The sequence below is a fragment of the Paenibacillus sp. Paensp38 genome (assembly GCF_059491915.1).
Genome location: NZ_CP168516.1, coordinates 1,662,567 through 1,689,369, shown reverse-complemented (window position 1 = coordinate 1,689,369; position 26,803 = coordinate 1,662,567). Strand labels below are relative to the sequence as shown.

Here is a 26,803-nt window from a genome sequence, read left to right as displayed (position 1 = left end):
TACAAGCCTTTCAGTTATTCGTAGGCTTACCCGTTTCCTTCATCGTGCGAATACGAGACATAATTGCTTCTGTTGCCAGTTCAAGTGGATCTCCTTCGATATCGGCACCCTTTTGGTAATCGTCCAAATTGACAGGTTTACCGTATAACACTTTCGTTTTACGGAAAAGCTTGTAATCACCAATAATGGCGACCGGAACGGCAGCCGCTCCACTGCGTAGCGCAAAGCTTGCAGCACCCTTTTTACCGATTCCCCCAGCTCCTCTGGAACCTTCGGGAAAGATTCCCATAACCTTACCATCACGCAAAATGTTCAATGCCAGCTTAATGGATTCCTTACTTACACCGCCACGTTTGACTGGAAAAGCTCCCAGTTTCCCAATTAGTGGACCCAGTACAGGAACATTAAACAGCTCGGCTTTTGCCATAAAGTGAACCTTTCGCTTCAGCAAAATACCAACTGTAGGAGGGTCAAGATTACTAATATGATTAGAACACAACAGCACTCCACCCTCAGCAGGAACATTTTCCCTGCCTACCGCCTCAAGTCTAAACAGAACGCGGTAAATGAGACGCAAAATACTGGCGCATACAGTATATATCATTGGCTGATCTCTCCATCCTTCTCCGTTAAGCAATAAGATACGATCGTATCAACGACATCCTGAATGCCCATTTGGGTCGTATCGAGCACGATGGCGTCCTCACTGCAACGAAGCGGAGATACCTCCCTCTCCTCGTCAAGCTTGTCACGTGCCGCAATGTCACGTTCCAGTTGCTCCAGAGTGATATCATCAGTTTCGCTCAGCTCTTTAAAACGGCGGGAGGCACGTTCCTGAACACTTGCGGTCATGAACACCTTGACTTCCGCATCGGGAAGTACAGTTGTTCCAATATCGCGACCATCCATAACGACACCCTTGCGTGCAGCCATCTCACGCTGGTTTTCAGTCAAACGAGTGCGTAAACCGGCAATACTTGAATACTGTGACACGTTGCTAGTCACTTCCATCGAACGGATCACAGTGGTTACATCTTCCCCGTTACAATAAACCTTTTGGCCTGTGGGGTCCGGTACTAATTCAATCACCAGCTCAGGTACATGTTGAAGCACTTTTTGTACATTTTCTGCAGGAATTTCCTTACGCATCATGTACCACGTTGCTGCTCGGTACATGGCTCCAGTATCTACATATACATAAGAAAGTGATTTCGCCACCAAGCGGGCCACTGTACTTTTCCCTGCACCAGCAGGTCCATCAATGGCTACATTTATTTTGTTAATTGAAGATACATGTTGCCTTGCCAACAGGGAATTCCTCCTAACCTAACCTCAAGAAAAAAGCAGGCATTGCCTGCGACGTGAAAATTATACCACACATTTATAGGCGATGCAAAATAAGCGACAGGTTTACTAAAAAAGAAAAATTTCGGATGATTAAGATTTCCCCCTGAATTCCAGCTGTCTTTCAAAGCAATATTTAATCAGTTTTTGGCGCTCCTGATCAGCGATTTCCTCATATTTCAGCATAATGAGTTTGCGACCGTTTTCCATCTGCTGAATGCGCACAATTTCAGATTGGAACGGAACATGCTCCTGAGTACCGTTTTTATATGGAACTAAAATCCAGCAAGACAATGATTCTCCTTCTTCAAGATGATGAGTTCCCTGGGTGTGAAAAGAAACACCCCCACCTCCTACATCATGTGTCTCTGCTACAAATCTGGACTCGTTCGCACCATGCTTTACAGCAATTTCCAAGTTGGCCTTAACCCGAAGAAAGTTTCGACGCTGAATTTTGCTGATGCTGTCTGGAGCAGGTTTGTGGATACGAATCATCCGGAGGATATCCTCTTTGAAACCCGTAACGTGGGTATTAAAATAATTTTTAATCCCACCCTCGCTCAAAAAAAATATAGACAGTTCTTCCCCTAGAAACAATTTTTTCAAATGCCCACTTGTTTGTGACATAGGAATTTCAATTAAAAAGTTCTGTGACTCCTCTTCTGCAATACGAGACTTAAATTCAAAAATCTCGTCCTTATGGTCAGTACCTGCCACTTGTATGTATAACACATCATTAATTTTGGGAAACAAATGATCCACCATCCTTGTCCATTAAAAGCTCTAATTAAGGTATATAATACCACGACTTTGTGCCTATATTAAGCATAATATTTGTTTGATCTATGACTAAAGCACAAAAAACCTCCTTCATGAAGGAGGTTTAGAGTGACTATTGATTCATTTTCATGTAATCAACTAGGCATTACTTGCAGTAACCTGAGGTTCATCTGAATCTTTAACCTCTTCAATCGTTTCTTCCATCCCCGTATTGGCGTTAATGTATATCCGGTAAACGGAACCATTGATTTTACCACCAAATTCATAACAGAGAACTTCATTCGAAAGTTCATTTTCAATTAAGGCTTTACGGTGGTAAGTTTCACGAAACTCAGGATTCAATTTTGCTCGTGCTGCATTCAAATTCAATTTCGCTTGCGGTATGCGGCGGAGATGACTATGCTCATACACATAATCACTGGCTTGAAAACCGATCACTTGTCCGTTATCAAGGCCTGATCTGACTGCGATTTTTTCTGGATAGATAATCACATCCCCTTGTTGGCTCACAAATGTAATGTTAGCTAAATTCCCGCTTTCATCATACGCAACGGGCTTCATGTCTTTGTAACCTTTTTGTTCAAGGTATTCACTAGCATAGCGAATCGCTTCATTACGTGTTGCTTTTTTAGGACCTACTGCCCTCATGTCATGATAAGAAATAAGCTTGCCGCCTTTTTTCGTAAAATCCATACTGGCCACAGGCTGCTTCTTATTTAGCAGGGTAGCTGTATAAGATGCCCATTCCGTTCCTTTACCGTTTTCGTTCACCCTGATCTGACTTTCCGGTTTTCCTGTAAATTCAGCAGCATTTTGTTTAATTTGTTCTGCATTTACTGGCGGGAGACTCATTTTTTTCACAGAGCGTTTATCATAGATGCTGGCTACAGACGGTCCCCAATCCAGCTCTTTATAGTTTTCCACCTTTTTGTCCACGGTTTTAAAGCCATCAATAATGGTGTTGTCCTTCGGCCCAGTTTGAGAACCTGCCGCCATATCCACATCCGTCCAGCGCAAATTTTTGCTAATGACTTTCTGCTGCACTTCCTGCATGTTTTTCGAAATTTCTTTGGAATTGTTATACAACGTTTTCAGGTTCGAAATTTCTTTCTCGTTTAAGGGCTCGTGATCCAGATCACGGACAGCGGTCTGATACGAAAATGCAGATAGATGTGACAGCAAATCTTTAGCATGATTAAAAGGCATTACATTGAGGGGCAACTGATTAACCTCATTTTGAGCCTCACTTGTAATCCTCCACACGTTCATCAAACATTTGCGGTGCATCGCGTGTGAAGTATTATGGACAGCAACCGCGTTACCGAGTTGAGAATGCAGCTGATCCATATGAAACGACAAATCGTGAAACGCACGCTGGTATTGATTTTCCGCTTTTATCGACATGCTATTTGCCTGAAGAGACACCTCTTTTCTCATCTGGCTTTGCTGATAACCCCACACAAATGCTCCTATCATCATCAGGGTAACCACCGGGAACAATACGGAACTAAGTCGCTTATACATATTGGGAGTCTCCTTTCTTCAAGTACACTACCGATAGTGTGACAAGAAGAAAGCTCTCTTATGCATGGTTTTCCATGACTTCAACAATAAACTCACAGTTATCGCAAATACAGCGTTTAAAGCCGGTCTGAATCTGTCCTTGCTCTATGCGTCCTCTCAGCACAAAGCGTTCTCCGCATCTTTTACAATGAATTCTAACTTTTATACGCAAAAAAGACACCTCTTTCTCTAACAGGTTTGTCAGATCAGTGTGTCCCATTTTGTTACATGTTAACCTTTTCTTCCCGTTTTAACAAACGAAAAGGAGAACGGTTATTAGCCCGACTGATCTTCGCCATTCCTCCATACCATAGAAAGGCCATAAGTGGAATGATAAACCAGATCCAGTCATGCGAAAATTTCGTTAAAATCAAATCGTATACTCCGTGCCAGAACCATGGAAGCACCAATGACAGCAGCAACATGTATTTGCTCCTCAAGCCTTCTGAAAACTTGGCCTTCCCCATGTAGTAGCCCATCATTACGCCAAACATCGCATGACCGGATACCGGTAGCAATGATCTCATCAGCATCATGCTAACCGAAGCATGGCCCGCCCAGGCATATAACAGATTTTCAACCGTTGCAAATCCGAGTGAGACTGCGGCCGCATACAAAATACCATCATAAGGCTCGTCGAACTCGGTATGATTATAGATGATGTGATACAACAGAAACCATTTAAAAAACTCTTCCACTCCGGCTGAAATGCCGAACGCCTGGATTAACGTGTGATCCCCTAGCCAAAGCAGCAGCCCTCGTTGAAAAATCATGACAGGAAGAACCACCAAAAAGCCGAGCAAAAACACTTTAATAACCATGTGCAGTGGCTCCGAATCATACCTGTCCTTCAAGTAAAAATACATCAATAAGGCGAGACCCGGCGCTGTGGCTGCCGCTAAAACTGAAAACAGAAGCACCGATCATCCCTCCATAAAAATGAGTCGGCTCTGCTTTCAGCGCAGAGCCGACAAATTCACTTCGATATCACTTTTGATAAAACGAATCAAGAACGGCTGTCAAAATGAGTGCAGATGACAGCAACTGCCTGTTCAGGAATGACCAGTTTGCCGTACTCTTCCAACATAGCTGGTGTAACGGATGAGCCTTCTCCAAATTCAGCAAGAACCGCGATTAAAGCGGCAAGCTTGGACTCCTCTACTTCTTCTGGTTCCAAATGCAGAATCCATTTTCCTCTATAATGATACAGCTTACCTGCTTCCGTAGTGTTGCTACGAAGCATATGAGCCGCTTCTATGAGTACTTCGAAATCGCTAAACGCATAAACGATGGAATCACTATGCTCCAACGTGACTTCCATTTCGTAGACTTCCTCTGGAAGCTCCTCATCGGGACCCGAACCATACTGTTGATGGTCGTATTTACCCCGAGTGACGATAACAACCATTCCTTGAGCAGGAAGCGCAAAGACTTCGACAGCTAACGGTCCCGTGGCGTCGAAGCCCAGCTCACTGTATGCCTGATCCATCATTTCGGTAAACAGCTCATGAACTCTAGGAATTTCTTGCCACATATCGTCTTTTTGAATACCGCGTTCGCTCAAATCGTCAAAGGTAAGGAAAATCCGTATCTTGTCCTGACTTAATCTTTCTATTTTCATACTGGACCCTCCTCCTGGCAGCCGAGTGTTATTAACAGATTATGATGCAATTATGATGCCTGTGATGAAAATGGTTCTATGTAATCATGTTATCATTTTATAATCGTAAATGCACGCAATAAAAAGATAAAAAAAAGAATCATTTGAACGGCTTTTACAAAAAAGCCGCAAAATGATTCGGAATAAAGGTTTCTGGGTTACAATCCCGGTACGGCTGTATGAGTTTCTTTCAAAATTTGCTCGACCTCACGTTTAACATCGGGACTTGTGCTGATGAAGTCTTTAATCAACTTCATATTCTCTTCTTTGTTCTTGGCAGTATGGGCGTTATAAGCGGTTTTATCTGTTTGTGAATGATGGTCTTGATCCTTATGGGTGTCTTCTTTATTGAGCGTAATCTCGCCCATCCCGGGGAATGCCGCGTCCATCATTTTAGTACGGGCTTGCTGCACTAAATTGCCGCCTTTTTTTCCACCTATGTCCATAGATAAGCCCAACATGTTGCGGTTACGGGAGATCATAGAGCTTGCGACAGCGCCCAAAACGATTCCCAGGAAAAATGAAGATGTTTTCACAATTAGAACCTCCCTTTGTGGTAGAATCAAGCATAGTGTTCGTCAGTAGTGACAAACTCATACGGTATAAAATACAGGAAGGTGAGATGAAATAATGGGTACAAAAACAGCAGCCATTTTGTTCACCGCATGTCTGCTGCTTAGTGCTTGCACTGCAACCAAGCCTGAATCTGCGGCAACAAGCAACCAGCAGGATTCGGTAGCGTCTGACTCAAGTAACAGCGCCAAAGATCAGAGCAACGTCTCTTCCCCAAAAAACAGCAGTAAGCAAGCAGGCAGTGATGAACATAACTCAGCGGATAAAACCAATGCACAAAATGATAAAACCAGCGAAAGCAACGAAACAGGAGCTGCGACATCTGCAACTATCAATAACAAAATGTATCACTTGGACAAAGCTTACAATGTAATCCCTGACCAACAAGGTACCGAAAAAAAAGTCGTGTTATTGACCTTTGATGATGGTCCTAAGGAAGCAGCCATGATTAACAAAATCATAGATGTACTGGACAAACACAAAGCGAAAGCAATTTTCTTCGTAAACGGTTACCGTGTAAAAAAGCATCCTGAGTTGCTTAAGCTTATCCATGACCGTGGACAGCCCATCGGCAACCATAGCTGGGATCACATCGTGCTGAAGAATAAATCTGAGCCCGAGGTCAAAAAACAGATTGAAACGGTACAAAAAGCTGTTAAGGACATTACAGGCCAAGCCCCCGTCTTCTTCCGCCCCCCTCATGGTGCAGGCGGGGACGTAGGTCGCAAGGTCGCTAAGGAAAACGGTCTCCTATACATGACATGGTCCGTCGGTTCTCTGGACTGGACAATGAAAAAGAATCAGCCTAATAAAACGGAGGCACTTCTCAAAAATGTAACAGAACAACTTCATCCAGGCAGCAATATCTTGATGCACGAACTGCCATGGACAGCTGAGGCGCTGGACAGTCTATTGACGCGCCTTGAGCAAAAGGGTTACCAATTTGTCGATCCGCAAGGGATTGAGGTTCCTGCTAGCTAGTAGACACTTGCGTATACTCCGGATTAACTATAGATGATGCAATAAAGGCCTCCATTCTCCGTTATTCATGTGGAGATGGAGGCTTTTTCGCCGTATCATTACGCGCCTTGACCTAAGCACAGACGTCCATAATAACTTTATATTACCAAAGCATTTCACTGATGGGTGGTGCACCCTTGACGCCCCACCACAGTAATGCTGCAGTAATCAGCACAAAAAGAGTGCTCAAAAAATTTAAAAACCACTTGCTTACCCGAATACGGCGGGACGGAAACATTTCTGCCCGCGTTCGGTACTCACTGGCAGGAGTGTCACCCTCCATCGTCACAGCAACTTCTGGTGCAGCGGCAACGTGAGCCAATTCTGGCACGGGCCGTGAAGCACGGGAGCGAACTGGTTTAGATTTTGACCTGTCCTCTTCCTTGCCTTTGCGACCATTTCGACGGCTACCATAGGTCTGCACTCTGCTAAGTTCCTGATTCATTCTTCATACCTCCGAAAACGTAACGCTAAACCAGATATAAGGTCAATCACAAAATGACAAATGATCGGTGCCCACAGACTACCGGTCTGCACATATATGTAGCCCAATCCATAACTGCTAACAAAAACCCAGCCAGTGGGAATCCAATGCCGTAAATATCGGATATGAATCACCGCAAATAAAATGCTTGTCCAATAAGGACCAATGCTGTACTGAATCGCACCTCTGAACAAGAGTTCCTCACAGATAGAAACGATAGCTGCTATACAAATAATATGCCAAACCGGACGATTTTGAAATAGCATTTGGTTAATACCACCGTCATCCATAGCATCCTCAGGCATAATCCGGGATAGCAACAGATCCACAAGTAACATAGCGGCGGCCAATCCCAATCCCCACCATAAGACGTGCAGAGTGTTCGGCAATGCAAATAGTTCTAACAAATTTCTTTTCTGAAAAAATATCCAGATTGCGCCAATCAGCAGGGTCAGCCCCTGAGTTAGATACAAATTGTAAAGCAGCAAGCGGTCGTTCAATTCATGAATTTGCGCTCTTTTCCATTTCACTTTAAGCTTTTTCATAGTTAGTTAGTCCTCTGCATAGTCTTCTTTAGCATCATAGCCAAAAAGTCGGGCGGATTCAAGAAGACTTAAATCTTAATTTTCCGCATTCTGTAGCTATATATCTAGCCTGCTATCCTCACATGTCGCATGTCCTATTGACATGCCCATGTAAGCCATGATACATTATGAAAAAATTATTAGCGACAACAACAATGATGGAGAAAAGGTATTGATTTCGTCCTCAGAGAACCGGTGCTTGGGTGGAAGCCGGTGACGAAGTAACTACTTTCAGCGCTCCTGAGTTATTGCACCGAGGTCTGGGGAATATTTCCCGGCATTAGATGCAATCGGCAGAAAACCGTTATCCTTTCGGTCATTTTATGACCGCTGAAGGCAGTCCATTGCGAAATGGCTGCGAATTAGGGTGGTACCACGATAACTCTCGTCCCTTACTATGGAGATAGTATGTGATTCGGGGGTTTTTTTGATGCCCGAAAACCGCAAAGCGTCTCCGCATAAGACTTTTGGTCGTTAGTTTGGTGCATAATGCTATTCCATCCCTTTTCTGCGTCAATGCGTTATCACACTAGTATTTCACACCGCTCTCCTGTACTTTTAGAAGCATTTCAAGTTTTTTCATGTTCTTTATGGAATGTATTTCAGTTTGAAGTGCATCCTGTCCATAAAAGAAGTTAACTTTGAGGAGGAAACCAAATGTTTAAAGTGTTAGTATCCGATCCAATCAGTGACCTGGGCATCCAGCAACTGATGGATGCAGACGATGTCACGGTGGACAAGAACACAGGTCTCAGCGAGGATGAATTGGTTCAAATTATTGGTGACTATGACGCATTACTCGTTCGAAGCCAAACTCGGGTAACCGAACGCATCATGACGGCAGGTAAGAACCTCAAGGTTGTAGGGCGAGCTGGGGTCGGAGTGGATAACATCGACCTCGAAGCAGCAACACAACGCGGGATTATCGTTATTAACGCTCCTGACGGCAACACGATTACGACATGTGAGCACACTTTTGCGATGATGATGGCTCTAGCACGTCATATTCCACAGGCATATGCCAAAACCATTGGCGGTACATGGGATCGTAAAACATTCCTCGGTGTCGAACTGCGTAACAAAACACTTGGAGTCCTCGGCATGGGACGTATCGGCAGTGAGGTGGCTAAACGTGCCAAAGCATTTGGCATGAGTATCCTCGGCTATGATCCATTTCTAACGGAAGAACGCGCTGAGAAGCTGGGCATTAAGCTTGCGAGCGTGGATGAAATTATCCGCAACGCAGATTTTATGACCGTACACACACCATTAACACCGGAAACGAAACATATGATTGCTCGTCCACAGTTTGAAGTGATGAAAAAAGGAATGCGCATTATCAACTGTGCCCGGGGCGGAGTTATCGATGAAATGGCTCTTGTTGAAGCCATTGATGAAGGTATCGTTGCCGGTGCAGCTTTTGACGTATTTGAGTCAGAGCCGCCAGCACAGGACCACCCATTCCTGAGCCACCCGAAAATTATCGTTACACCACATCTGGGTGCCTCGACTGTCGAAGCTCAGGAGAATGTAGCTATCGACGTGTCCGAGCAAGTGCTGCATATTTTGCGTGATGAGCCTTTTAAAAATGCGGTCAACATGCCTCCAGTACCATCCAACGTCATGACGCAATTGCAGCCATATTTCTCGCTTGGAGAGAAGCTGGGCAGCTTTGCCGCTCAGATCACGAATCAGGCTGTACGTGAAATTCAGGTAGATTACGCTGGCGATTTGTCCTCTGTGGATACACAGCCGCTGACACGGTATATTTTGAAAGGCGTACTTAGCCGTCATCTGGGCAGCGATGTGAACATTGTAAACTCTGTACATCTGGCCAAAACACGTGACATCCATCTTGTCGTATCTCAGGCGCCCGCCACCAAGGGTTTTACCAACCTGATTACCGTTACACTCAAAACGCAGAGCGGCGAAGAGCAACGTGTATCTGGCACCCTGCTGGCAGGCTATGGCGAACGTATTGTTAGGTTGAACCAGTTCCCAGTAGACGTGGCACCGGAAGCTCATTTCCTGCTCATCTCGCACAATGATAAACCAGGCATTATCGGTCGTGTCGGCACCTTGCTTGGGGAGAACGGCGTCAATATCGCTTCTATGCAAGTAGGGCGTAAAATTGTCGGCGGAGAAGCTATCATGATCCTGACCGTCGATAAAGCCGTGCCGAAAGACGTACTGATTCAACTCGTTGGTTTGCCAGAACTAAATACTGCCCAAGAAGTAGTGCTAGATTAGTTCCAGACCCTATTGAGAGGTCCATGGTTTTATAATAAAGAGAGGCGCCTGGCTACCCAGGCGTCTTTTTCTTATACCGAGTTATCTATCATGTGAGTAATCATTTTGAAACAGGATGTTCCACGTTGAACAAGATAAATGTTGATTTTTCAACAAAAAGCACCCTCTTCCGAGGATGCCTGCAAACCGGGGGATATCAGATTGGGCTTATAAGCCTGTTACAGACCCAGCTTAGTTTTGCTGGAGATAGGCAGCAAAATAGTAAATTCCGTCCCTTCCCCCAATACGCTGGCAGCAGAGACAGAGCCTCCGTGAGCCTCTACAATATTCTTGACAATAGCAAGCCCCAAGCCAGTCCCTTTATCCTCACCACGTACTCTGGCTTTATCTGCCTTGTAAAAGCGGTCGAAAATATAAGGTAGATCCTCGCTGGCAATGCCTACACCTTCATCCTTAATCCGAATACGGATTAACTCATGCCGTTCTCCCAAAATTCGATCCGCCGCAATAGTAACCTTTTTCCCACCGGGTGTGTGTCTAAATGCATTATCCAGCAAATTGGTCAATACCTGTTCCAACCGGTCTTCATCTGCCTCAGGCAGCAACAAACGCTGGCCATGCTCATGGTAATCGAGTGTCAGTCCCTGTTCCTTGGATCGTACCGTAAATTTACGGTGAACACGCTCGATCAACTCGTTCACATCCAATTCCTGTCGGTGCATGTCTGTATGACCAGCCTCCATTCGGGCCAGATCAAGCAGATCCTTGACTAACCTTCCCATGCGTAATGACTCATCATGGATGACCTGCACCAGTTCCTCGGATTCTTCTGGTGAACCCGCCATACCATCCAGCAACGCCTCACTGTAGCCCTGCATCATAGATAAAGGTGTACGGATTTCATGAGATACGTTGGCCACAAAATCGCTCCGCATCTTCTCTAGCTTCACTTCTTCCGTAATATCTCTAAGCACAGCTACTGCACCGCGGATTGCATTATCCGTATACAGAGGCGCCATCTGCACCGACCAGGAGCCCTTCTTGACATGGATATAGTCTCCGACATCCTCTCCCCTGTCCATAACGGTATGGAACAGAGACTGCAAAGGCTCAGGTACAGAAGCTCCAAACTCCTCCAGATCACGTTCCTGCCACTCCAGCTTTTCCCAGATATTCAGCAAACTTTGTGCCGGCGGATTCGTCAAGATGATTTGTCCGCTTCTGTCGAAGGTGATTACTGCATCAGACATGCTTCGCAGTACGCTGGATAAATGGTTTTTCTCCTCATTCAGACTGCGGATCGTTGCTTCCAGTTCCGTAGACATATGATTAAAAGTTTTCGCCAGTTCTCCAATTTCATCACTGGTCACCAGCGAAAGCCGAGTATCATACCTTCCCTCACGAATGGCATTCGCCGCCTGAATCAACAGCTGCATAGGCTGTGTGATTTTAGTAAAAAGAAATAGGGCAAAAAAGGTCGTCAATAAAAATCCGACTATACATGTATAGGTGAACAAATGCTTGATTTCCGTCGATTCATACGCCGCAAAATTTCTGTTGATGTACGGCAATAAAAAAAGCCCTAAAAAAATAAGCACAGAGCCTACAAGGCAAATGATGGTGATCCACAGCTTGCCTACCAGCGATCTCCAGAAGTTCACGTTATTTTGGAACCTCCAGCTTATAACCTACGCCCCACACGGTCGTAATCATAGCGGCTGCCTCTGGCGATACCCTATTCAGCTTTTCACGAAGCCGTTTCACATGCGTATCCACAGTGCGCAGGTCACCAAAAAATTCGTAATTCCAAACGTCTTTCAGCAGTTCTTCGCGTGAAAAGACTTTATCTGGTGACACCGCCAAATAATGCAACAGCTCGTACTCTTTAGGCGTGAGACTGATTTCAATCCCACCCGCAGTTACCCGGTGCGCATCATGCTCAATGATAAGATTCGGAAAAACAATACTATTGCTTGGTACCGCTTCTTTCGTTAAAAAGGCAGTTTCCGACGAACGGCGTAAAATCGCCTTCACCCGGTAAATGACTTCTCGCGGGCTAAAGGGCTTAACCACATAATCATCAGCTCCGACTTCAAAGCCTTGTACACGGTTCACTTCCTCGCCTTTGGCAGTCAGCATAATCACAGGTGTAGCTTTGGTCTGACGCAGCCGTGTACACACCTCAATCCCATCCATCCCTGGAAGCATCACATCGAGCAAAATAATGCTGTAATCGCTTGCAGTCGCTTTTTGGAGGGCAATCTCGCCATCCTCAGCTTCGTCAATTGCATATCCTTCTTTTTCCAGATACATCCGCAGAAGGCGTCGAATGCGTTCTTCATCATCTACAATTAATATGCGGTTGCTTTGTTCTGACATATTCCCAGCCCCTTCGCTAAAAAAAGCATTCTCTCTATTTTACTATTTTCCCGTGCTTGGTCAAACTTTACTCTCATCCAACAGTCTCTTTACACCAAAAAGGCCGGGGTTATGACCCCCGTCCTGTCCGTTTCTTTTTCGTGTTGTCTGATTTGGCAAGTTGAATGAGACGGTTGATTTCGTCCTTGGTTAGGGGTCTGGTCAGACCGCGCTTCAAGTTTTGTAGCAAAAGATCTCCGAAGGCTATCCGCTTGAGTCTGATGACTGGGTGTGAAATGGCCTCAAACATCCGTCTTACTTGGCGATTTCTGCCTTCATAAATGGTAATCTGGATCACAGACTCCTTACCATTCGGATCTACATCTTTATATTCTACCTCGGCTGGTGCAGTAATGCCATCTTCCAGCACGATTCCCTTTTTCAGCTTGTCCAGCTCAGTACCATGTGGAACGCCTTTGACTGTTGCCACATATGTCTTGGGCACATGATGCTTGGGATGGGTCAGCAGATTGGCGAACTCGCCATCATTGGTGAGCAACAGCAGTCCTTCGGTGTCGTAATCGAGACGTCCCACCGGATATACGCGTTCCTTAACGCCTTTCAGATAGTCTGACACGATTTTACGGCCTTCCGGATCGGAAGCGCTCGTAATGACCCCTTTAGGTTTGTTCATCATCAAATAGATTTTTTTCTCGGTTTTGATCGGGCGTCCCTTTACCGTAATCATATCTTGATCAGGGTCTGCCTTCGTTCCCAGTTCAGTTACGACAACCCCGTTCACTTCCACGCTACCCGCCTGAATAAGCTCCTCACATTTACGTCTGGAAGCTACACCAGCTTGGGCCAATATTTTCTGCAATCTTTCCATGTTCGCTAATTCACCTCATGCTAATGATACCCATCCATGAGCAAAATCACAACCCCCGTTCAAAAAACGATGCAGAAATTAAAATACAAGCAGGCAAATCGCAATGGCTGCCACAAAACCAACCACATCTGAAAATAGTCCTACCTTCAAAGCATACCGTCCATTGCGGATACCTACCGCACCAAAATATACAGTTAGCACATATAGCGTCGTGTCTGTGCTGCCCTGAATCGTTGAAGCGATCCGACCGATCATGGAATCCGGGCCATAGGTGCGAATTAGATCCGTCGTAAACGCAAGTGAGCCAGTGCCCGTCAATGGACGAAGCAAACCTAAAGGCAATATCTCGCCCGGTACACCCCAGTGTTTAATCCAAGGGGTAACCCAAGAGATCAAATAGTCCAAGGCGCCGGATGCTCGAAAAATGCTAATTGCCACCATCATGCCTACGAGATGAGGAATAATGCTGATGGCGGTAGAAAATCCGTCTTTGGCTCCATCCACAAAAGAATCGTAGACAGGGACCCTTTTAGCATATGCATATAAAGGAATAAAAGCGAGAATAACCGGAATGGCCCAAGTCGATACGAGGTTTATAAAATTAAGCATGCCTCCCTCATCCTTTCCAAGTGGTGTCCCTGCCCTTGGCAGCCGTGATTCCCGTTCGCGGAACGGCAGGTAAAGATGCGGGCAACGTCGTTGAAGAGGCAGTAGATGTTGATGTTGGTGCTGGTGGGGCGAGTGGCGCCAAGGATGACTGGGACGGCGGAATCGCTGGAGGACGGCGGCGCAATTCTCGACTACGGTACCAACGATCCGCCGCAATTGCAGCAAAGGTGGCTATTGCGGTCGCTACCAGTGTCGTACCGACGATTTCTGCCGGATGTGCGGAATGAAAATTTAGCCGTATCGCGATCAACGTCGTAGGAATAAGCGTAATACTGGCTGTATTCAGGGCGAGTAGCGTACACATGGCTGGTGTGGCGGTTTGCTTATCTGGATTGAGCGTCTGCAGCTCTTGCATCGCCTTGATTCCCATCGGTGTGGCTGCATTCCCCAGGCCCAGCAGATTGGCGCTCATATTGGACAAAATGTAACCCATAGCGGGATGATTACGCGGAACATCAGGGAAGAGAAAGGCAACCAAAGGAGAAAGAAGCTTGGATATTTTCTGTAAGAGCCCGCCATCTTCAGCCAGCCGCATCATGCCCATCCAGAACACCAGCACACTTATCAGTCCAAAGCACACTGTAACCCCCGTAGTTGCCCCGTCAAAAGCCGCTTTCGTCACCACCTCAATATTTCCCTGCGCGGCAGCAAATACAAATCCAATACAAATCAAAGCCACCCATATGAGATGAATCATGGCTGATTCCTCCTTTTCCCAATGATGTGACACGTACAGCTCTATTTCCTGGTTGCCCTATGCTCCAAACAAATTTTTAAGGATTTCGTTCCATCTGCTCGTCCAACCTCGTTGCTGAGTATTGTTCGCAGGTTCTTGTGCAGTTGGAGTCTCCTTCTGTGGCTGTACGGTATTTTGAGCAGGCAGCTTACTACCTTTTGCATACACAGGAACAGAACCGATAAGTTTACCTTCCAAAAGGAATTCAACCCGTCCTCGTAAGCCAAAAGATACGTCCGCTCTATCGGCAGAAGCGGAATTTTTATACAACACCAGTCTTTTGTGCAACTGGGTTTTCTCGCCATCATGTAAAGGATAGGCAAAGCTTGTACCTGTTAATAGTGGGTAACCATCGATAGGTTGCTGCTTGTCCGTAATCGGAATGAGCGGATAATATCGGAATCCGTAATCAAGCATACGGGCATGATCGTTCCAATCGTCCCCGTCATTCAAGGTAACAGCAGCGAGCTGGCGACCGTCCCGTGTAGCCGAACTGACCAGACAGCGAAACGCTTTTTTGGTAAAGCCTGTTTTCACCCCGTCAGCTCCGTCATACAGCCGCAGCATTTTGTTTTTATTGTGCCATGAGTAGTCCCAAGAGTCGTTGGGATTCGGTGCTTTTTTCAATTCTGTTTTTACGATACGTGCAAAAGTTGGATTATGCAGCGCATAAGCAGTAAGCCGGGCCATATCATTGGCTGAGGAATAATGTCCCTCGGCATCCAGCCCGTGCGGATTAGCAAAATGTGTATGGCTTAGCCCAAGCTGAACCGCCTTGTCGTTCATCAAATGAACAAATCCCTCTTCTGTCCCCCCCACATGCTCAGCAATGGCAGAAGCGGCATCATTACCAGAACGGAGCATTAAGCCGTACAGCATATTTTCCAATGACATTTGTTCACCCATTTGCAGAAAAAGCGAGGACCCTTCTTTGGCATACGCGGTTGGGCTCACCTTTACCCGGTCCTGCAAGCGTCCATGTTCAATAGCCACGATCGCTGTCATAATTTTGGTCAGGCTGGCAATACGTAGCTCCCGGTCACCTTCGGTAGAATAAATGATTCTTCCTGATGTAACATCAATTAAAGAAGCAGCCTGTGCATGGGTTCCTAATGCGGGCGGCGCTACTTCTGTTTTTATCGCTCCCCGAGCGGGCTGCGGACTTAGCAACGTAAGCGGCAATGACAAAATAAGCAGAAATACCAGCGGCAAAACAAATGCGCGTGCCTTATTCAAGAAATGGCTGTGGTCCGCGTGAATGTGTTGCTTTTTTTTAAACATTTGGATTCCTCCGGTTTTAAACAAGTCTTGTACCATTCTATGTCCAAGCTGTTCAAAGTATGTCCACCTTTATAACAGAAAATTCCTTTACAGGACTAGCCATTAGCTGCTCCTTTTTCGCTTTCTTTCTACACAAACCAAGCAACATGCCCTCCTGAGCACATATATATTAGTTACTAAACGTTAAATATGGATCGAGGGGTTATAACATGCAGCGACTACAGTTTGAAATGATTTTAAGATCGCGGATTGTAGAGTCCGCAGAAGCATTGCATCGAAGCGGTGTATCCTTTGCCACTTTTGCTACCGCACGTTGCAACCCGCAATTTTGGAATTTAACGGAAAAAGGTGGCTTTCAGATCAAAGCAGGTGTCACACCAGCCCAAGGCATCAGAGATATCTTTTTAAACGGTCATCAATACGCTTTTGAATGTGCAACAGCTATGGTTATTGTGCTGTACAATGGAGTGCTGGATTCCATTCTGGAAAGTGAGTTTAATCGGATTTTTGCAGATATGCTGCTGTATGACTGGCACTATGACAGCGACCTCAGGCTCATACAGCAGGAAGGAAGTCATAAAGCGGCTCCTGGCGATATTCTGTATTTCAACAATCCGGATGTGTCGTCTGAAACATTAGAATGGAAAGGAGAAAATGTCGTTAAGCTGAAGGAAGACTTGTTTTATGGACATGGGATTGGCATCTTGCCGGCGAAAGGTATTATCGATTCCCTGAATCAACATCGTCGGCCTGATGCCACGGTATCCGCTTATTTGACGAATGAAGTGATCTATCCGGACTTCATCTACCTATCGCAGTTTGCTACCGAAGGAAATCGAAAAAATGAAATCTCGCTGCATACTTTATATCAACAGGAATACAGTCACCATATACATGCTTTCATTGGGGGAAGGCAGTATATTCGGGGATAGGCCCAAGTACAAGCAGAAAAGAAGGTATTCCTTAGCCTATACTCGGCTTTGGGATACCTTCCTGAGAGAATGCTTTTAATTTCAATAACTTTTACAAGTAAGCCGGGCCAGAATTACTGTGATCCGTAGCAACATCTACAGGTACCTGTGGGGGGGGAGTCTGCAAGTCGCCGCCTGAATTCCGGAAGATAGACTGAACCTTATCAATCAGGTATGGCGTGGAGTCAATGAGCTTCTCAATCAGATGCGTTTGATTGTCCAATGGAACGATTTGTGCCCCCTGTTTGCCAACAACCAGAAAAGCAATGGGATGAATAGATACACCACCACCGCTACCGCCTCCAAAAGGATGCCCTTCCTTCCCGCTATGATTACCCGACGCCGAGGAAGTATGAAGTGCCTCTTCGTCTACGTTAAAATCACTTCCCCCGGCAGCGAAACCAAATCCCACCTTACTGATTGGCAAAATAACAGAACCATCGGGTGTTTCCACTGCGTCTCCTACAATCGTATTCACGTCTACCATGGCTTTGATGTTTTCCATTGCGGTTTGCATGAGCCCTTGAATCGGGTGATCTGACATGATTTATTCCTCCTCTGCTTATCTCAAGCGTAGACTGCCTTTTCTTTCGCTATTGTGCGCAGGGGTTCAAGGAAATATGTATGTCATTCGATAGTTCAGAAAGGATTGAGTCTCACCTCTCTCCACTGTTTACCATTCATTGTTAGCTTGATGATCCGCCGCATTTTTTTTGAAAAAAACCCGTTTCCATGCCTCCGGTCCACCCGGAACGCGCCATATGCGGTAAGATAAGATGAGCATGGAGAACATTAAATAGCCGAGCGATACGTTTGCTTCACAGTTCAAAGTGGTGGTAAAACGCAAGCGATCCACCCAATAGGGCACAACATACAGCTTAGGGGTACAATCCATGCGTACAAAGCTTGAAGCATAACCGATCAAGGTTGTTTTTAATCCCCACAAAATACCAGTTGAGGTAGCTGTATATGCTGCGTCAGCAAGACTAATGTTGGTAGACCATTCCATTTTGGACATCGTCACATGTGCCAATGTATGTCGCAACCATTTATTAAAGGATTTCGTTCCCTTGAGCAAAACCCGTATATCATGTATAAATTGCTTGATTTTTACTGTATCAATATTACCGCTATCCACGGAAGCATCCGTTTTATGTATGTTTTTGTTGCGATCTAGCCGATAGAGAAGCCCCTTTTTCAACCCTGTTATGAGAATGGCCGGCACATCGTAATTCATTTTTATCATCCCGTATAGAAATCTGATCTCTAGATGCGCCCGATCATCATTGTCATGTTTGGCAATATTCAGCTTCAAACGAATACGAGAGAGCAGAACTGCCAGTACAAGTAATATAACGACGATGATGGCGATACTGATCCATTTCCACACTGGCGTGTCCTCCCTACCTTTTTGCTATAGAATATCATGGCAAAAATAGTATGACCGTTCGCCGGAAAATCATGCATCTTAAAATACCAACAGCCAGCCCCCAACGATATGAGGACTGGCTGTCTGTTTGAACTTTTACATAAGTGAGCCGCAAGATCCGGAGCAACTTTATTGGGATTCAAGATCTAGATCGTTGGCCGCAGGCTGGCTACTCTCCAGACGCTCGAACAATAATTGAGTCTCTTCCTCCAAATTGTCCGAATTCTCGAACAGCTCCGGTTGCGGTAGATCTGCCAGAGAGCCCAGACCGAAATAATCCAAAAATGATTTCGTCGTTCCGTACAATATCGGCCGTCCGATGGCTTCCGCTCGACCTTTCTCTTCAATGAGCTCCTTGTTGACCAGTGTATGTATGGCCCGCTCGGATTTAACCCCCCGAATCTCTTCGATTTCAACTCTTGTAATGGGCTGGCGGTAGGCCACAATGGCCAGCGTCTCCAAAGCAGCTTGAGACAGTGACGCACGTGCCGGAGAGTATGCGAGCTTTTCAAAGTAAGGTGCATGTTCGGATAAAGTTGCAAGCTGATAATGACCGGCAATACGGACAAGTTGCAGGCCTCTTCCCCCCTGCTCCATGTCCTGCTTCATATCTTCCAGGCACTGTTCAACCAGCTCTTGCTGCTGCTCTACAATGTCGGCGATCTGCTTGGTGGACAACCCTTCCTCTCCTGCTAGAAACAGCAGTCCCTCAATAATTGATTTCAGCTTCAGATAATCCATTAACCCGTAAATCCCCTCTCCACTCCATTACAATATCATCGAAAAGCTTCTCCTGATAACAGAAAATTTGCTTCATTTTCATCAGTTCAAGGATAGCCAAAAAGGTCACAACCACTTCATGCCGATACATATCCTCATGCATCAGCTTGGAGAACAGCAGCCGTCCTCCATTCCCCACCATCTCTAAAGCCCCGATAACTTGCCGGATACGGTCCTTGACTGAAATTTCGTCCCGATGAACACGGGTTACCGTCGTACGTCGTTCTGCTTTGCGCAAAGCACGCTGAAAGGCTGCGACCAAATCGCTTGCATGCAGCCCATGCACCGGATTTACGGGTTCAGTGGGCAGGAATGCACTCAGATCTTCTGGCTCTTTGCCATAAATTAGACTCCTCTCCCACTCACGTTCACTTAGATGGCGAGCAATCCCTTTATATTTACGATACTCCACCAGCTTGCGGACCAGTTCCTCACGTGGATCATAATCCTCTTCCTCATAAAAATCCAAATCGTCATATTCCATCACAGGTGGCTTGGGAAGCAACAATTTACTCTTAATGGATAAGAGCGTCGCCGCCATCACCAGAAACTCGCTCGTAATGTCCAGTTCCAGCTCCTGCATACTGTGCAAAAAAGCCATATACTGATCAGTAATATCGCTAATCGGGATATCCTGAATGTCGATTTCGGCTTTATCAATCAGATGCAACAGTAGATCCAGCGGACCCTCGAATGTTTCCAGCTTGTAGTTTACGACTGTCAATGTGCTTCCCCCTGCCTTACTCCAATCATCATTCAACAATACCTTTCCCTATAGCACTTATGCTCTGCGTTATCAATCCCTCTTTCTGTAGTATATACGTCATCGCCTTGCTTAACAATCTAATCCCTTTTTTCCCCTTGCAGTTTATACCGTTCTATTCAGCTATTCCTATCATTAAAATTGCTTGCCGAGATTGGCCATTTCAATCGCAGCCAGTGCTGAATCCCAACCTTTATTACCAGCCTTCGTACCTGCTCGTTCAATAGCCTGTTCAATGTTTTCTGTAGTCACTACCCCAAAAATAACAGGTACTCCCGTTTTTAGGCTGCTCGCTGCCACACCCTTGGCCACTTCATTGCAGACGATATCATAATGTGAAGTAGAACCACGGATGACCGTACCCAGCGTAATTACGGCATCATATTTGCCGCTTGCAGCCATTTTTTGCGCAATTAGTGAAATTTCAAATGCACCCGGAACCCAGGCTACATCAATTTCATCTTCCTGTGCACCATGTCGTTGAAGTGCGTCAATTGCACCGCTTAACAGCTTGCTCGTAATAAACTCATTAAATCTGCCCACCACAATACCATATTTTAAACCGTTCGATACAAGATTACCTTCTAGAAAACGTGCCATAATTAATCAACCTCTCTTAATTTAAATTATTTACAATGACAAACGACGACGGTAGTCCACCAAATCCTGAATACTGATCAGCTTCAATTGATGTCGCTTAGCGACCAATGCCAGATCAGGCAGGCGGGCCATTGAGCCATCTTCCTTTATAATTTCACAAATGACTCCAGCAGGCTTGAAGCCACTGAGTCGAGCCAGATCAACAGCCGCCTCCGTGTGACCAGCACGCTGCAAGACACCCCCATCGCGAGCAATCAGCGGGAACATGTGACCAGGCTTGCGGAAATCACTTCCTGTGACTGCTTCGTCTGCCAAGGCGCGTACAGTCAAGGAACGCTCGGCCGCTGAAATCCCCGTTGTTGTCTCCATATGATCTACCGATACCGTAAAGGCAGTACCGTGGAAATCTGTATTTTGCTTTACCATAGGATGCAATTCCAAGGCCTCGGCTCTTTGTCGTGTGATCGGCACACAGACCAACCCGCGACCTTCTGTAATCATGAAATTAATGACCTCAGGCGACGCTTTTTCAGCCAAAGCGATAAAATCGCCTTCATTTTCGCGCTGTTCATCATCCACTACAATGACAACCTTACCGTTTTTCAAGTCCTCCAACGCTTCTTCGATGGAATCCAAACGAATCTCTTCGTCATGTTCCAACTCACCATGCTCTATGACGTTTGCCATTGCACTTGTTTGGCTACCTCTATCCATAACACTTTCCTCCTTATGTCTTGTGCCACGAATGCTCCTAAACAGGTTTACCATTCAATATCAGGCAAAGCCGTATTTCGCCAAATAGTCCAAACTGAGAGGAGCTTTTTCTACTCTCTCCGCCTCCGTTGCACCTCTGTAATTTAAAAGCTGTTCTACATATTTGCCCAAAATATCGCATTCGATATTGACGGTATCCCCCTCATGTTTGGCTTGTAAGGCCGTTTCGGATAAGGTGTGGGGAATAATGGATACGGCAAAGGTATCTCCCGTACGCTGTGCAACTGTGAGGCTTATACCATCAATTGTGATTGACCCTTTGAGAAGAATATATTTAAATAATGTTTGATTTTTAGGCTCAATTTCGAACACCACTGCATTCTGGTCTGATGTCACCCCGCGAATCGTTCCCGTCCCGTCCACATGTCCTTGCACGATATGTCCTCCGAACCTTCCACTCGCCGCCATCGCTCGCTCCAGATTGACTCGGCTGCCGGATCTCAACTCTTTCAGATTAGTGCTACGAAAGGTTTCCGGCATCACATCAACCTTAAAGTCTTTCGTACCGATCTGTATCGCCGTCAGGCAAACGCCATTCACTGAGACACTGTCTCCTATTTTTAAATCGCCCAACACCACGGAACCCGAAATCCCCAGCACCATCGCTTCACCGCTTTTGGAAATGGTTTGAATACGACCCACTTCCTCGACCAATCCGGTAAACATGCCTTCACTCCTTTCCACTACATCTCAGTTTATCCCTAATTCATCAGCTATAAGCGCAAAAAAACCCCAGTTCGGATTCAATCCGTCATGGGGGTGATGAGAGTCACATTTGTAGTATACAAGCGCAGTTCATTTGCATCTTAAGACGACATGAAATCATAGGTTTGCCAATAGAAAGCATGACTGAGTATACAACCAAATACGCTCAGAACACCCATCAAAAAGAAAGCTTAAGCAAGCTATCGCCCGATGCTGTCCTACAACGAAATAAGCCGTACGCACAATTGGGTATGCTAAAAATCGGCACATGTCACGTCATGCACATGCGCTTCGTATCCTTCTCCCATCCAGACTATACTGTCGGTCCCGGATTTGCACCAGGTCCACCTTCTGCTGATCATTCAGCATCCGGGTCACGGACTAAGCCATGCTGTTTCTCACAAAAACGATCCACAAACATGTCATCACCGCCGGTGGGGAATTTCGCCCCGCCCCGAAGGATCTTGCTCTTATTTAATTGAATTAACATTAAACTTGTTACGTATATTAGCACCGACCTCTAAAAAAAGCAAGTTATCAAATAGAAGCTCCTGCTTTGGTTTTGACATATTGGCTGGAGAGTTCTTCAAACCAGGTTTTATCGTTCATATGAAGCGCCAAGTCAATCAGATCGGCCAGTTCCTCGACTCCCAGCTCTGTTGCATGATCAAAGGTAATTACGGCTGAAGCAACCGGTCCTCGCCCTTCCTCAGAACATGCTTCATAATCCAGTCGTACATCAACATGTCCGTCAATAAACTCGCATTTTAGAAAATAAATAATTTCGCACATTAAAATGGGGCGTACTTGTGTTTCTAACACGCAATCCATCACCTTGGCAGAATAATGCTGGTTCGTCAGCGTAAATTTGTGTTCTGTCGCTGCCAGCGAGGTCCGTCCAAAATCATCCGTAAACTTGAGTTCCACTGGCTTGATGTTCATAACCTTAGGGATTTGCTTCTTTATAATTTCGATTATTTCAACTGTATTCAGCTTAATCATTACCTGCACCTCATTGCATCTTAAAATTCAGAAGAAAACTTTTTAACGTGCCTCTTATAGGCCTCCACTCCTATATCGGAAATCATTACCTGTTTTTTTATGCTTCAACCCATAAACGACAAAAAAGATTCTTTGCGCAAAAAGCGCAAAGAATCTTGATCGAGCCACTACAGTAACAGCGGCTAACAATGTTAATCGATGATTATGCAAAAAACAGGATTATAGCTCTGAAATTTCATGTTTCTTTTTCAGGATAGTCCAGCGACGCTCAATCTCCTGTTCAAAGGTCGCCAGCGTAGCCTCCTCCTTAATAAGATGCTTCGTTTTACCCATTAATTTCAGCCATTCAGCAGCTGGAATTCGTTTTCCTTTGTCCTCCGGATTGTACGTAATCGTCGTACTGCCTTGCTCTATTTCGTACAAAGGAAAGAAACAGGACTCGACTGCGGCGCCCACAATGCTGGTACCCAGTCTGTCTTCGGATTTCCAATTCAGCGGACAGGCGCACAGGATTTTACCATAGGCCGTACCCACGTTGTTTGCATACCATTGAGCCTTGGCTGCTTTACGCAGCATATCCTGCGGATGACTTTCAGCAGCGGTAAAAGCATACGGAATGTTACAAGCAGCCATGATTTGCACGGTATCCTTGTGATGCCCTTGCTTTCCTTTTTGCATTTTACCTACACCCGACGTACTGGTCATGTGACCGAGCGGAGTGGAGTAAGATTGCTGTGAACCTGTATTCATGTACCCCTCGTTATCATATTCCAGCATGATTAGCTTATGATTACGCAGAGCCGCACCAATCGCAGAACCCATACCAATATCCATCCCACCGTCACCACTAATCATGATAAAGGTCGGATCGTCCGACATCTCAATTTCATTACGCCGTTTCATTTCCATGTAAGCTTCTAGCGCTCCTGAAAGGGTAGCGGCCCCGTTTTGAAAAAGATTGTGGATCATCGGTTGTTTGTGTGATGTATATGGATACCCTGTCGTCGTCACATATACGCAGCCTGTCTGGAACAGCACGACAATATCCCCTTCAATACCTTTGAAAAACAGTTCCAGCGCAGACAATGCCCCACATCCTGGACAAGCTCCGTGGCCTGGTGAAAGACGCCGTGGTTTGGTTGTCAACGACCGCAAAGGGGGTACCTTGACCTTGAGCTTCCCAGTCTCCTCGTCCGGCGTAACCTGAATCAGACCCGTACGGTAATCATTACCACGTGGCGGCTGCATAACTTGCGGCATCACCTTGTCCGGTGAACCCGAATTAATTCCGTAGTAATCAAAGGGCTTCTCTACTCGTCCGGCCTCTGCCGCCTCGATTGCAAGCTGGAAGAACGCCTCTGCATCTTCTGCATAAAAATCTTTGCCGCCCAAGCCAAAGATACGGCTCAACACGAGTGTCCGATTCAGCGGGTCCTCCTGCAAGGCCGCTTTAATTTCATGCGTTAAATTACCGCCGTCTGCCCCATACGAGTCTGCACGCTCACCTACCAGCAACGCCTTGACATTGCGTAATGCTTCCCGCAGTTGTGCGGCTGGGAACGGTCGGATGATGTTCGGACGTATCACACCAGCTTTAATTCCGCGCGCGCGGAGTTGATCCGCCACATCCTTGGCCGATTCAGCCGCCGAATTCAACAGAAATACCGCAACCTCAGCATCCTCCATTTGATACAGATCTAAAATCGGGTATTCCCGACCGGATAAAGCGGCATATTCTGCTGCTACCTGCTCATATACTCCTTCTGACAGCTTCAGTGCTTCGGACAGCTGAACATGATTATTCGTCAAGTCATCGCCGTTCATATGCGCGCCCACAGTAACAGGATGATCAAAATCCGTAATATTCGGATAATTTAAGTTCGGGTTAGGACCTACAAAACCACGCACGGTCTCAGCATCGGCAAAATATTGCACTTTACGTTTTTGATGGGACGTATAAAAACCGTCATATGCGACCATTACAGGCAGCCGAACATCGCTGTGCTCTGCAATTTTTAGTGCCATAATGTTCATATCATACACAGCCTGTGGTGTACTTGCCGTCAAAATGACCCAGCCTGTATTCAAACCATAGTACAGATCCGAATGATCTCCGCGAATATCTAGGGGACCACTGACAGCTCGTGTCACCAGATTCATAACCATAGGAAAACGGGTACCTGACTGAACAGGTAACTGCTCCAGCATGTACAGGAAACCTTGCGAACTAGTGGCGTTCACCACCCTCGCTCCCGCTGCGGCAGCTCCATAACAAATCCCTGCCGATCCGTGTTCTCCGTCTGCTGCAACCAGCTTAATATTATGCTGACCTCTCGTTCTCATCTGATCTAGATACTGCGCTACCTCGGTAGATGGAGTAATCGGGAAATATCCCATCATATGATAATTAATCTGCGCAGCCGCCGTTGCTGCCATTTCATTACCGGATTCGAACGTTGTCACTTGCGCGGCGCCTGTCTGTTTGAGTTCTTCCTCCAGTTTTGCCATTACGCACGCCCTCCTTCATATACCGGAAATTGGTGGGCAACTCGATTCTGTTCAGCCCATCCCCATTGCTCGCGACGCGAGCTTAGTGCCCCCGATGGGCAAATATCTACACATTTCAGACATCCTTTGCAATACTGGTAATCAATCCCTTGCAAAAATGGCATCATTCTTCCGCGTTTGTCTGCTTGCTCTTCCCATACAAAACAGTAATCCGGGCAAATCGAATCACACTTGGCACAATGGGTACATTTATCAACTTCATATTCAGGCACATACCCCTGACGTGAACCACTAACATCTCTCGTTATGCTGTTTCCCTGAGTTGCAATAACGCCCCCCAGTAATTGCGTTTCGTATCCCAGCAATGGCTGCGGACGTTCAAAAACCCGATCCTGCGCGTCATCAGTAACCGGATATACGTGCAGTTCCATTTCATCATAACCACGGTTAAACGTACGCAGATTAGGTTCCACTAACAGTGGATTTTTCTTTTCAAAGGTACTGCGTATAACCGATCTCATCGCTTCCGGGTCCAGGAAGTCACAGACACGGAACAAGGCACCGAGCATGGACGTATTTAGTTTGGTTCGCTCTTCCAGTGCGATGCCCATCGCATCCACCACCGCTAATGTTCCGGATACCAGTCCCAAATCAGCCCGTATTTCTTCTGCCGGACGCGTGGAATTAACCACTACAATCCCATCCGCTGGCAGTCCGCTGATTACATTTACCGTTTTGTATAACGTTTCATGGAAAATGCCTACCACATGCGGTTGCTCAATCGGACTGTGATCCCGAATATCGACTTCTGGCTCACAGAAACGGACGAAACTTTTAACCGGAGTTCCCTTTTTTTCCGAACCGTAGGACGAAAAATTTGAAGCATTCAGCCCCAGACCAAGCACCCCGGTTTCGGCCAACATTTTGCCAGCCAGATTAGCGCCGAGTCCACCAATGGATTCCAGCCGGATTTCAAAAAATCCGAGTCGATTTGTGCTCGTTAAAATAGACAATGTGATAAGCCCCCTTCTTTTCCAATCCTTAACGAGTTTGAATACTCATATAAAAAAAATTGGAAAT

The 26,803-nt window shown here is 45.9% G+C and carries 28 protein-coding genes, 1 riboswitch and 1 other annotated feature; of the genes, 3 read left to right on the top strand and 25 right to left on the bottom strand.

All coding sequences use genetic code 11. The annotated features are described in order from the left end of the window. Positions 1–10: 10 nt before the first annotated feature. From ACEN8J_RS07700 to ACEN8J_RS07670, 7 genes are all read right to left on the bottom strand, one after another. Positions 11–604 carry a lysophospholipid acyltransferase family protein gene (locus ACEN8J_RS07700; RefSeq protein WP_495594393.1) on the bottom strand — a complete coding sequence of 198 codons (594 nt, stop codon included), beginning with the start codon at positions 602–604 and terminating at the stop codon, positions 11–13. Continuing rightward, complete coding sequence (gene cmk / locus ACEN8J_RS07695) at positions 601–1,308, bottom strand: (d)CMP kinase (RefSeq protein WP_495594392.1); 708 nt, start codon at positions 1,306–1,308, stop codon at positions 601–603. Before cmk ends, ACEN8J_RS07700 begins: the two co-directional genes overlap by 4 nt. 129 nt (positions 1,309–1,437) lie before the next feature. Beyond that, positions 1,438–2,097, bottom strand: a complete 660-nt coding sequence (locus tag ACEN8J_RS07690; protein ID WP_029517319.1) for a flagellar brake protein — start codon at positions 2,095–2,097, stop codon at positions 1,438–1,440. 165 nt (positions 2,098–2,262) lie between these two features. Continuing rightward, complete coding sequence (gene ypeB / locus ACEN8J_RS07685) at positions 2,263–3,648, bottom strand: germination protein YpeB (RefSeq protein WP_495594391.1); 1,386 nt, start codon at positions 3,646–3,648, stop codon at positions 2,263–2,265. Between the two features lie 263 nt (positions 3,649–3,911). After that, complete coding sequence (prsW, locus tag ACEN8J_RS07680; RefSeq protein ID WP_069012703.1) at positions 3,912–4,607, bottom strand: glutamic-type intramembrane protease PrsW; 696 nt, start codon at positions 4,605–4,607, stop codon at positions 3,912–3,914. An 86-nt stretch (positions 4,608–4,693) separates the two neighbouring features. Continuing rightward, complete coding sequence (locus tag ACEN8J_RS07675; RefSeq protein WP_013310751.1) at positions 4,694–5,308, bottom strand: genetic competence negative regulator; 615 nt, start codon at positions 5,306–5,308, stop codon at positions 4,694–4,696. A 197-nt stretch (positions 5,309–5,505) separates the two neighbouring features. Next, entirely contained in the window at positions 5,506–5,883 is a 378-nt protein-coding gene (locus tag ACEN8J_RS07670) for a hypothetical protein (protein ID WP_029517316.1), read from the bottom strand. A 94-nt stretch (positions 5,884–5,977) separates the two neighbouring features. Between ACEN8J_RS07670 and ACEN8J_RS07665 the strand changes: the two genes are divergently transcribed. Continuing rightward, entirely contained in the window at positions 5,978–6,901 is a 924-nt protein-coding gene (locus ACEN8J_RS07665; protein WP_029517315.1) for a polysaccharide deacetylase family protein, read from the top strand. Between the two features lie 142 nt (positions 6,902–7,043). Here ACEN8J_RS07665 and ACEN8J_RS07660 read toward each other — a convergent pair whose 3' ends face one another. Both ACEN8J_RS07660 and ACEN8J_RS07655 read right to left on the bottom strand, forming a co-directional pair. Next, positions 7,044–7,385 carry a hypothetical protein gene (locus ACEN8J_RS07660; RefSeq protein ID WP_029517314.1) on the bottom strand — a complete coding sequence of 114 codons (342 nt, stop codon included), beginning with the start codon at positions 7,383–7,385 and terminating at the stop codon, positions 7,044–7,046. Next, positions 7,382–7,969 carry a type II CAAX endopeptidase family protein gene (locus tag ACEN8J_RS07655; protein ID WP_165147012.1) on the bottom strand — a complete coding sequence of 196 codons (588 nt, stop codon included), beginning with the start codon at positions 7,967–7,969 and terminating at the stop codon, positions 7,382–7,384. Before ACEN8J_RS07655 ends, ACEN8J_RS07660 begins: the two co-directional genes overlap by 4 nt. A gap of 185 nt (positions 7,970–8,154) precedes the next feature. Beyond that, positions 8,155–8,404 (top strand) — a binding site (T-box leader). Between the two features lie 261 nt (positions 8,405–8,665). On the opposite strand from ACEN8J_RS07655, the gene serA reads away from it, so the two are divergent. Further along, entirely contained in the window at positions 8,666–10,258 is a 1,593-nt protein-coding gene (gene serA / locus ACEN8J_RS07650; RefSeq protein ID WP_013310756.1) for a phosphoglycerate dehydrogenase, read from the top strand. Between the two features lie 218 nt (positions 10,259–10,476). On the opposite strand, the gene ACEN8J_RS07645 is transcribed toward serA, so the two are convergent. From ACEN8J_RS07645 to ACEN8J_RS07620, 6 genes are all read right to left on the bottom strand, one after another. Beyond that, entirely contained in the window at positions 10,477–11,919 is a 1,443-nt protein-coding gene (locus tag ACEN8J_RS07645; RefSeq protein WP_069012706.1) for an ATP-binding protein, read from the bottom strand. Position 11,920: 1 nt separating this feature from the next. Continuing rightward, the gene (locus tag ACEN8J_RS07640; RefSeq protein WP_495594390.1) at positions 11,921–12,637 is read right to left on the bottom strand and encodes a response regulator transcription factor; all 717 of its coding nucleotides are present in this window, start codon (positions 12,635–12,637) and stop codon (positions 11,921–11,923) included. Between the two features lie 109 nt (positions 12,638–12,746). Beyond that, entirely contained in the window at positions 12,747–13,505 is a 759-nt protein-coding gene (locus ACEN8J_RS07635; RefSeq protein ID WP_023989197.1) for a pseudouridine synthase, read from the bottom strand. Positions 13,506–13,583: 78 nt separating this feature from the next. Next, positions 13,584–14,114: a spore maturation protein gene (locus tag ACEN8J_RS07630; protein ID WP_209947369.1), complete on the bottom strand. Its 531-nt coding sequence runs from the start codon at positions 14,112–14,114 to the stop codon at positions 13,584–13,586. Positions 14,115–14,121: 7 nt separating this feature from the next. Further along, positions 14,122–14,871: a nucleoside recognition domain-containing protein gene (locus tag ACEN8J_RS07625; RefSeq protein ID WP_209947367.1), complete on the bottom strand. Its 750-nt coding sequence runs from the start codon at positions 14,869–14,871 to the stop codon at positions 14,122–14,124. A 57-nt stretch (positions 14,872–14,928) separates the two neighbouring features. Further along, complete coding sequence (locus ACEN8J_RS07620; RefSeq protein WP_069012708.1) at positions 14,929–16,191, bottom strand: D-alanyl-D-alanine carboxypeptidase family protein; 1,263 nt, start codon at positions 16,189–16,191, stop codon at positions 14,929–14,931. A 209-nt stretch (positions 16,192–16,400) separates the two neighbouring features. Between ACEN8J_RS07620 and tgl the strand changes: the two genes are divergently transcribed. Then, the gene (gene tgl, locus ACEN8J_RS07615; RefSeq protein WP_029517308.1) at positions 16,401–17,123 is read left to right on the top strand and encodes a spore coat transglutaminase TGL; all 723 of its coding nucleotides are present in this window, start codon (positions 16,401–16,403) and stop codon (positions 17,121–17,123) included. Between the two features lie 91 nt (positions 17,124–17,214). Here tgl and ytfJ read toward each other — a convergent pair whose 3' ends face one another. The 10 genes from ytfJ to ACEN8J_RS07565 form a co-directional block, all read right to left on the bottom strand. Then, positions 17,215–17,706 carry a GerW family sporulation protein gene (gene ytfJ, locus ACEN8J_RS07610; protein WP_029517307.1) on the bottom strand — a complete coding sequence of 164 codons (492 nt, stop codon included), beginning with the start codon at positions 17,704–17,706 and terminating at the stop codon, positions 17,215–17,217. Positions 17,707–17,835: 129 nt separating this feature from the next. Then, on the bottom strand, positions 17,836–18,552 hold the full coding sequence (locus ACEN8J_RS07605) for a DUF2953 domain-containing protein (protein ID WP_029517306.1): 717 nt from the start codon (positions 18,550–18,552) through the stop codon (positions 17,836–17,838). 168 nt (positions 18,553–18,720) lie between these two features. Beyond that, complete coding sequence (gene scpB, locus ACEN8J_RS07600) at positions 18,721–19,332, bottom strand: SMC-Scp complex subunit ScpB (protein WP_029517305.1); 612 nt, start codon at positions 19,330–19,332, stop codon at positions 18,721–18,723. Beyond that, on the bottom strand, positions 19,301–20,095 hold the full coding sequence (locus ACEN8J_RS07595; RefSeq protein ID WP_029517304.1) for a segregation and condensation protein A: 795 nt from the start codon (positions 20,093–20,095) through the stop codon (positions 19,301–19,303). Before ACEN8J_RS07595 ends, scpB begins: the two co-directional genes overlap by 32 nt. Positions 20,096–20,269: 174 nt before the next feature. Next, complete coding sequence (ribH, locus tag ACEN8J_RS07590) at positions 20,270–20,734, bottom strand: 6,7-dimethyl-8-ribityllumazine synthase (RefSeq protein WP_023989205.1); 465 nt, start codon at positions 20,732–20,734, stop codon at positions 20,270–20,272. A 30-nt stretch (positions 20,735–20,764) separates the two neighbouring features. Further along, complete coding sequence (gene ribB, locus ACEN8J_RS07585) at positions 20,765–21,448, bottom strand: 3,4-dihydroxy-2-butanone-4-phosphate synthase (RefSeq protein ID WP_341039539.1); 684 nt, start codon at positions 21,446–21,448, stop codon at positions 20,765–20,767. A 60-nt stretch (positions 21,449–21,508) separates the two neighbouring features. Beyond that, positions 21,509–22,174 (bottom strand): riboflavin synthase, encoded by a 666-nt coding sequence (ribE, locus tag ACEN8J_RS07580; protein ID WP_495594389.1) that lies wholly within the window; start codon positions 22,172–22,174, stop codon positions 21,509–21,511. A gap of 331 nt (positions 22,175–22,505) precedes the next feature. After that, positions 22,506–22,679, bottom strand: a riboswitch (FMN riboswitch). Positions 22,680–22,750: 71 nt separating this feature from the next. After that, positions 22,751–23,215 carry an IDEAL domain-containing protein gene (locus tag ACEN8J_RS07575; RefSeq protein WP_029517301.1) on the bottom strand — a complete coding sequence of 155 codons (465 nt, stop codon included), beginning with the start codon at positions 23,213–23,215 and terminating at the stop codon, positions 22,751–22,753. A 219-nt stretch (positions 23,216–23,434) separates the two neighbouring features. Next, positions 23,435–25,723, bottom strand: a complete 2,289-nt coding sequence (locus tag ACEN8J_RS07570; protein ID WP_165147036.1) for a thiamine pyrophosphate-dependent enzyme — start codon at positions 25,721–25,723, stop codon at positions 23,435–23,437. Continuing rightward, positions 25,723–26,736, bottom strand: coding sequence for a 2-oxoacid:acceptor oxidoreductase family protein (locus tag ACEN8J_RS07565; RefSeq protein ID WP_029517299.1), 1,014 nt, complete (start codon positions 26,734–26,736; stop codon positions 25,723–25,725). The genes ACEN8J_RS07570 and ACEN8J_RS07565 overlap by 1 nt, the downstream gene beginning before the upstream one ends. Positions 26,737–26,803 lie beyond the last annotated feature (67 nt).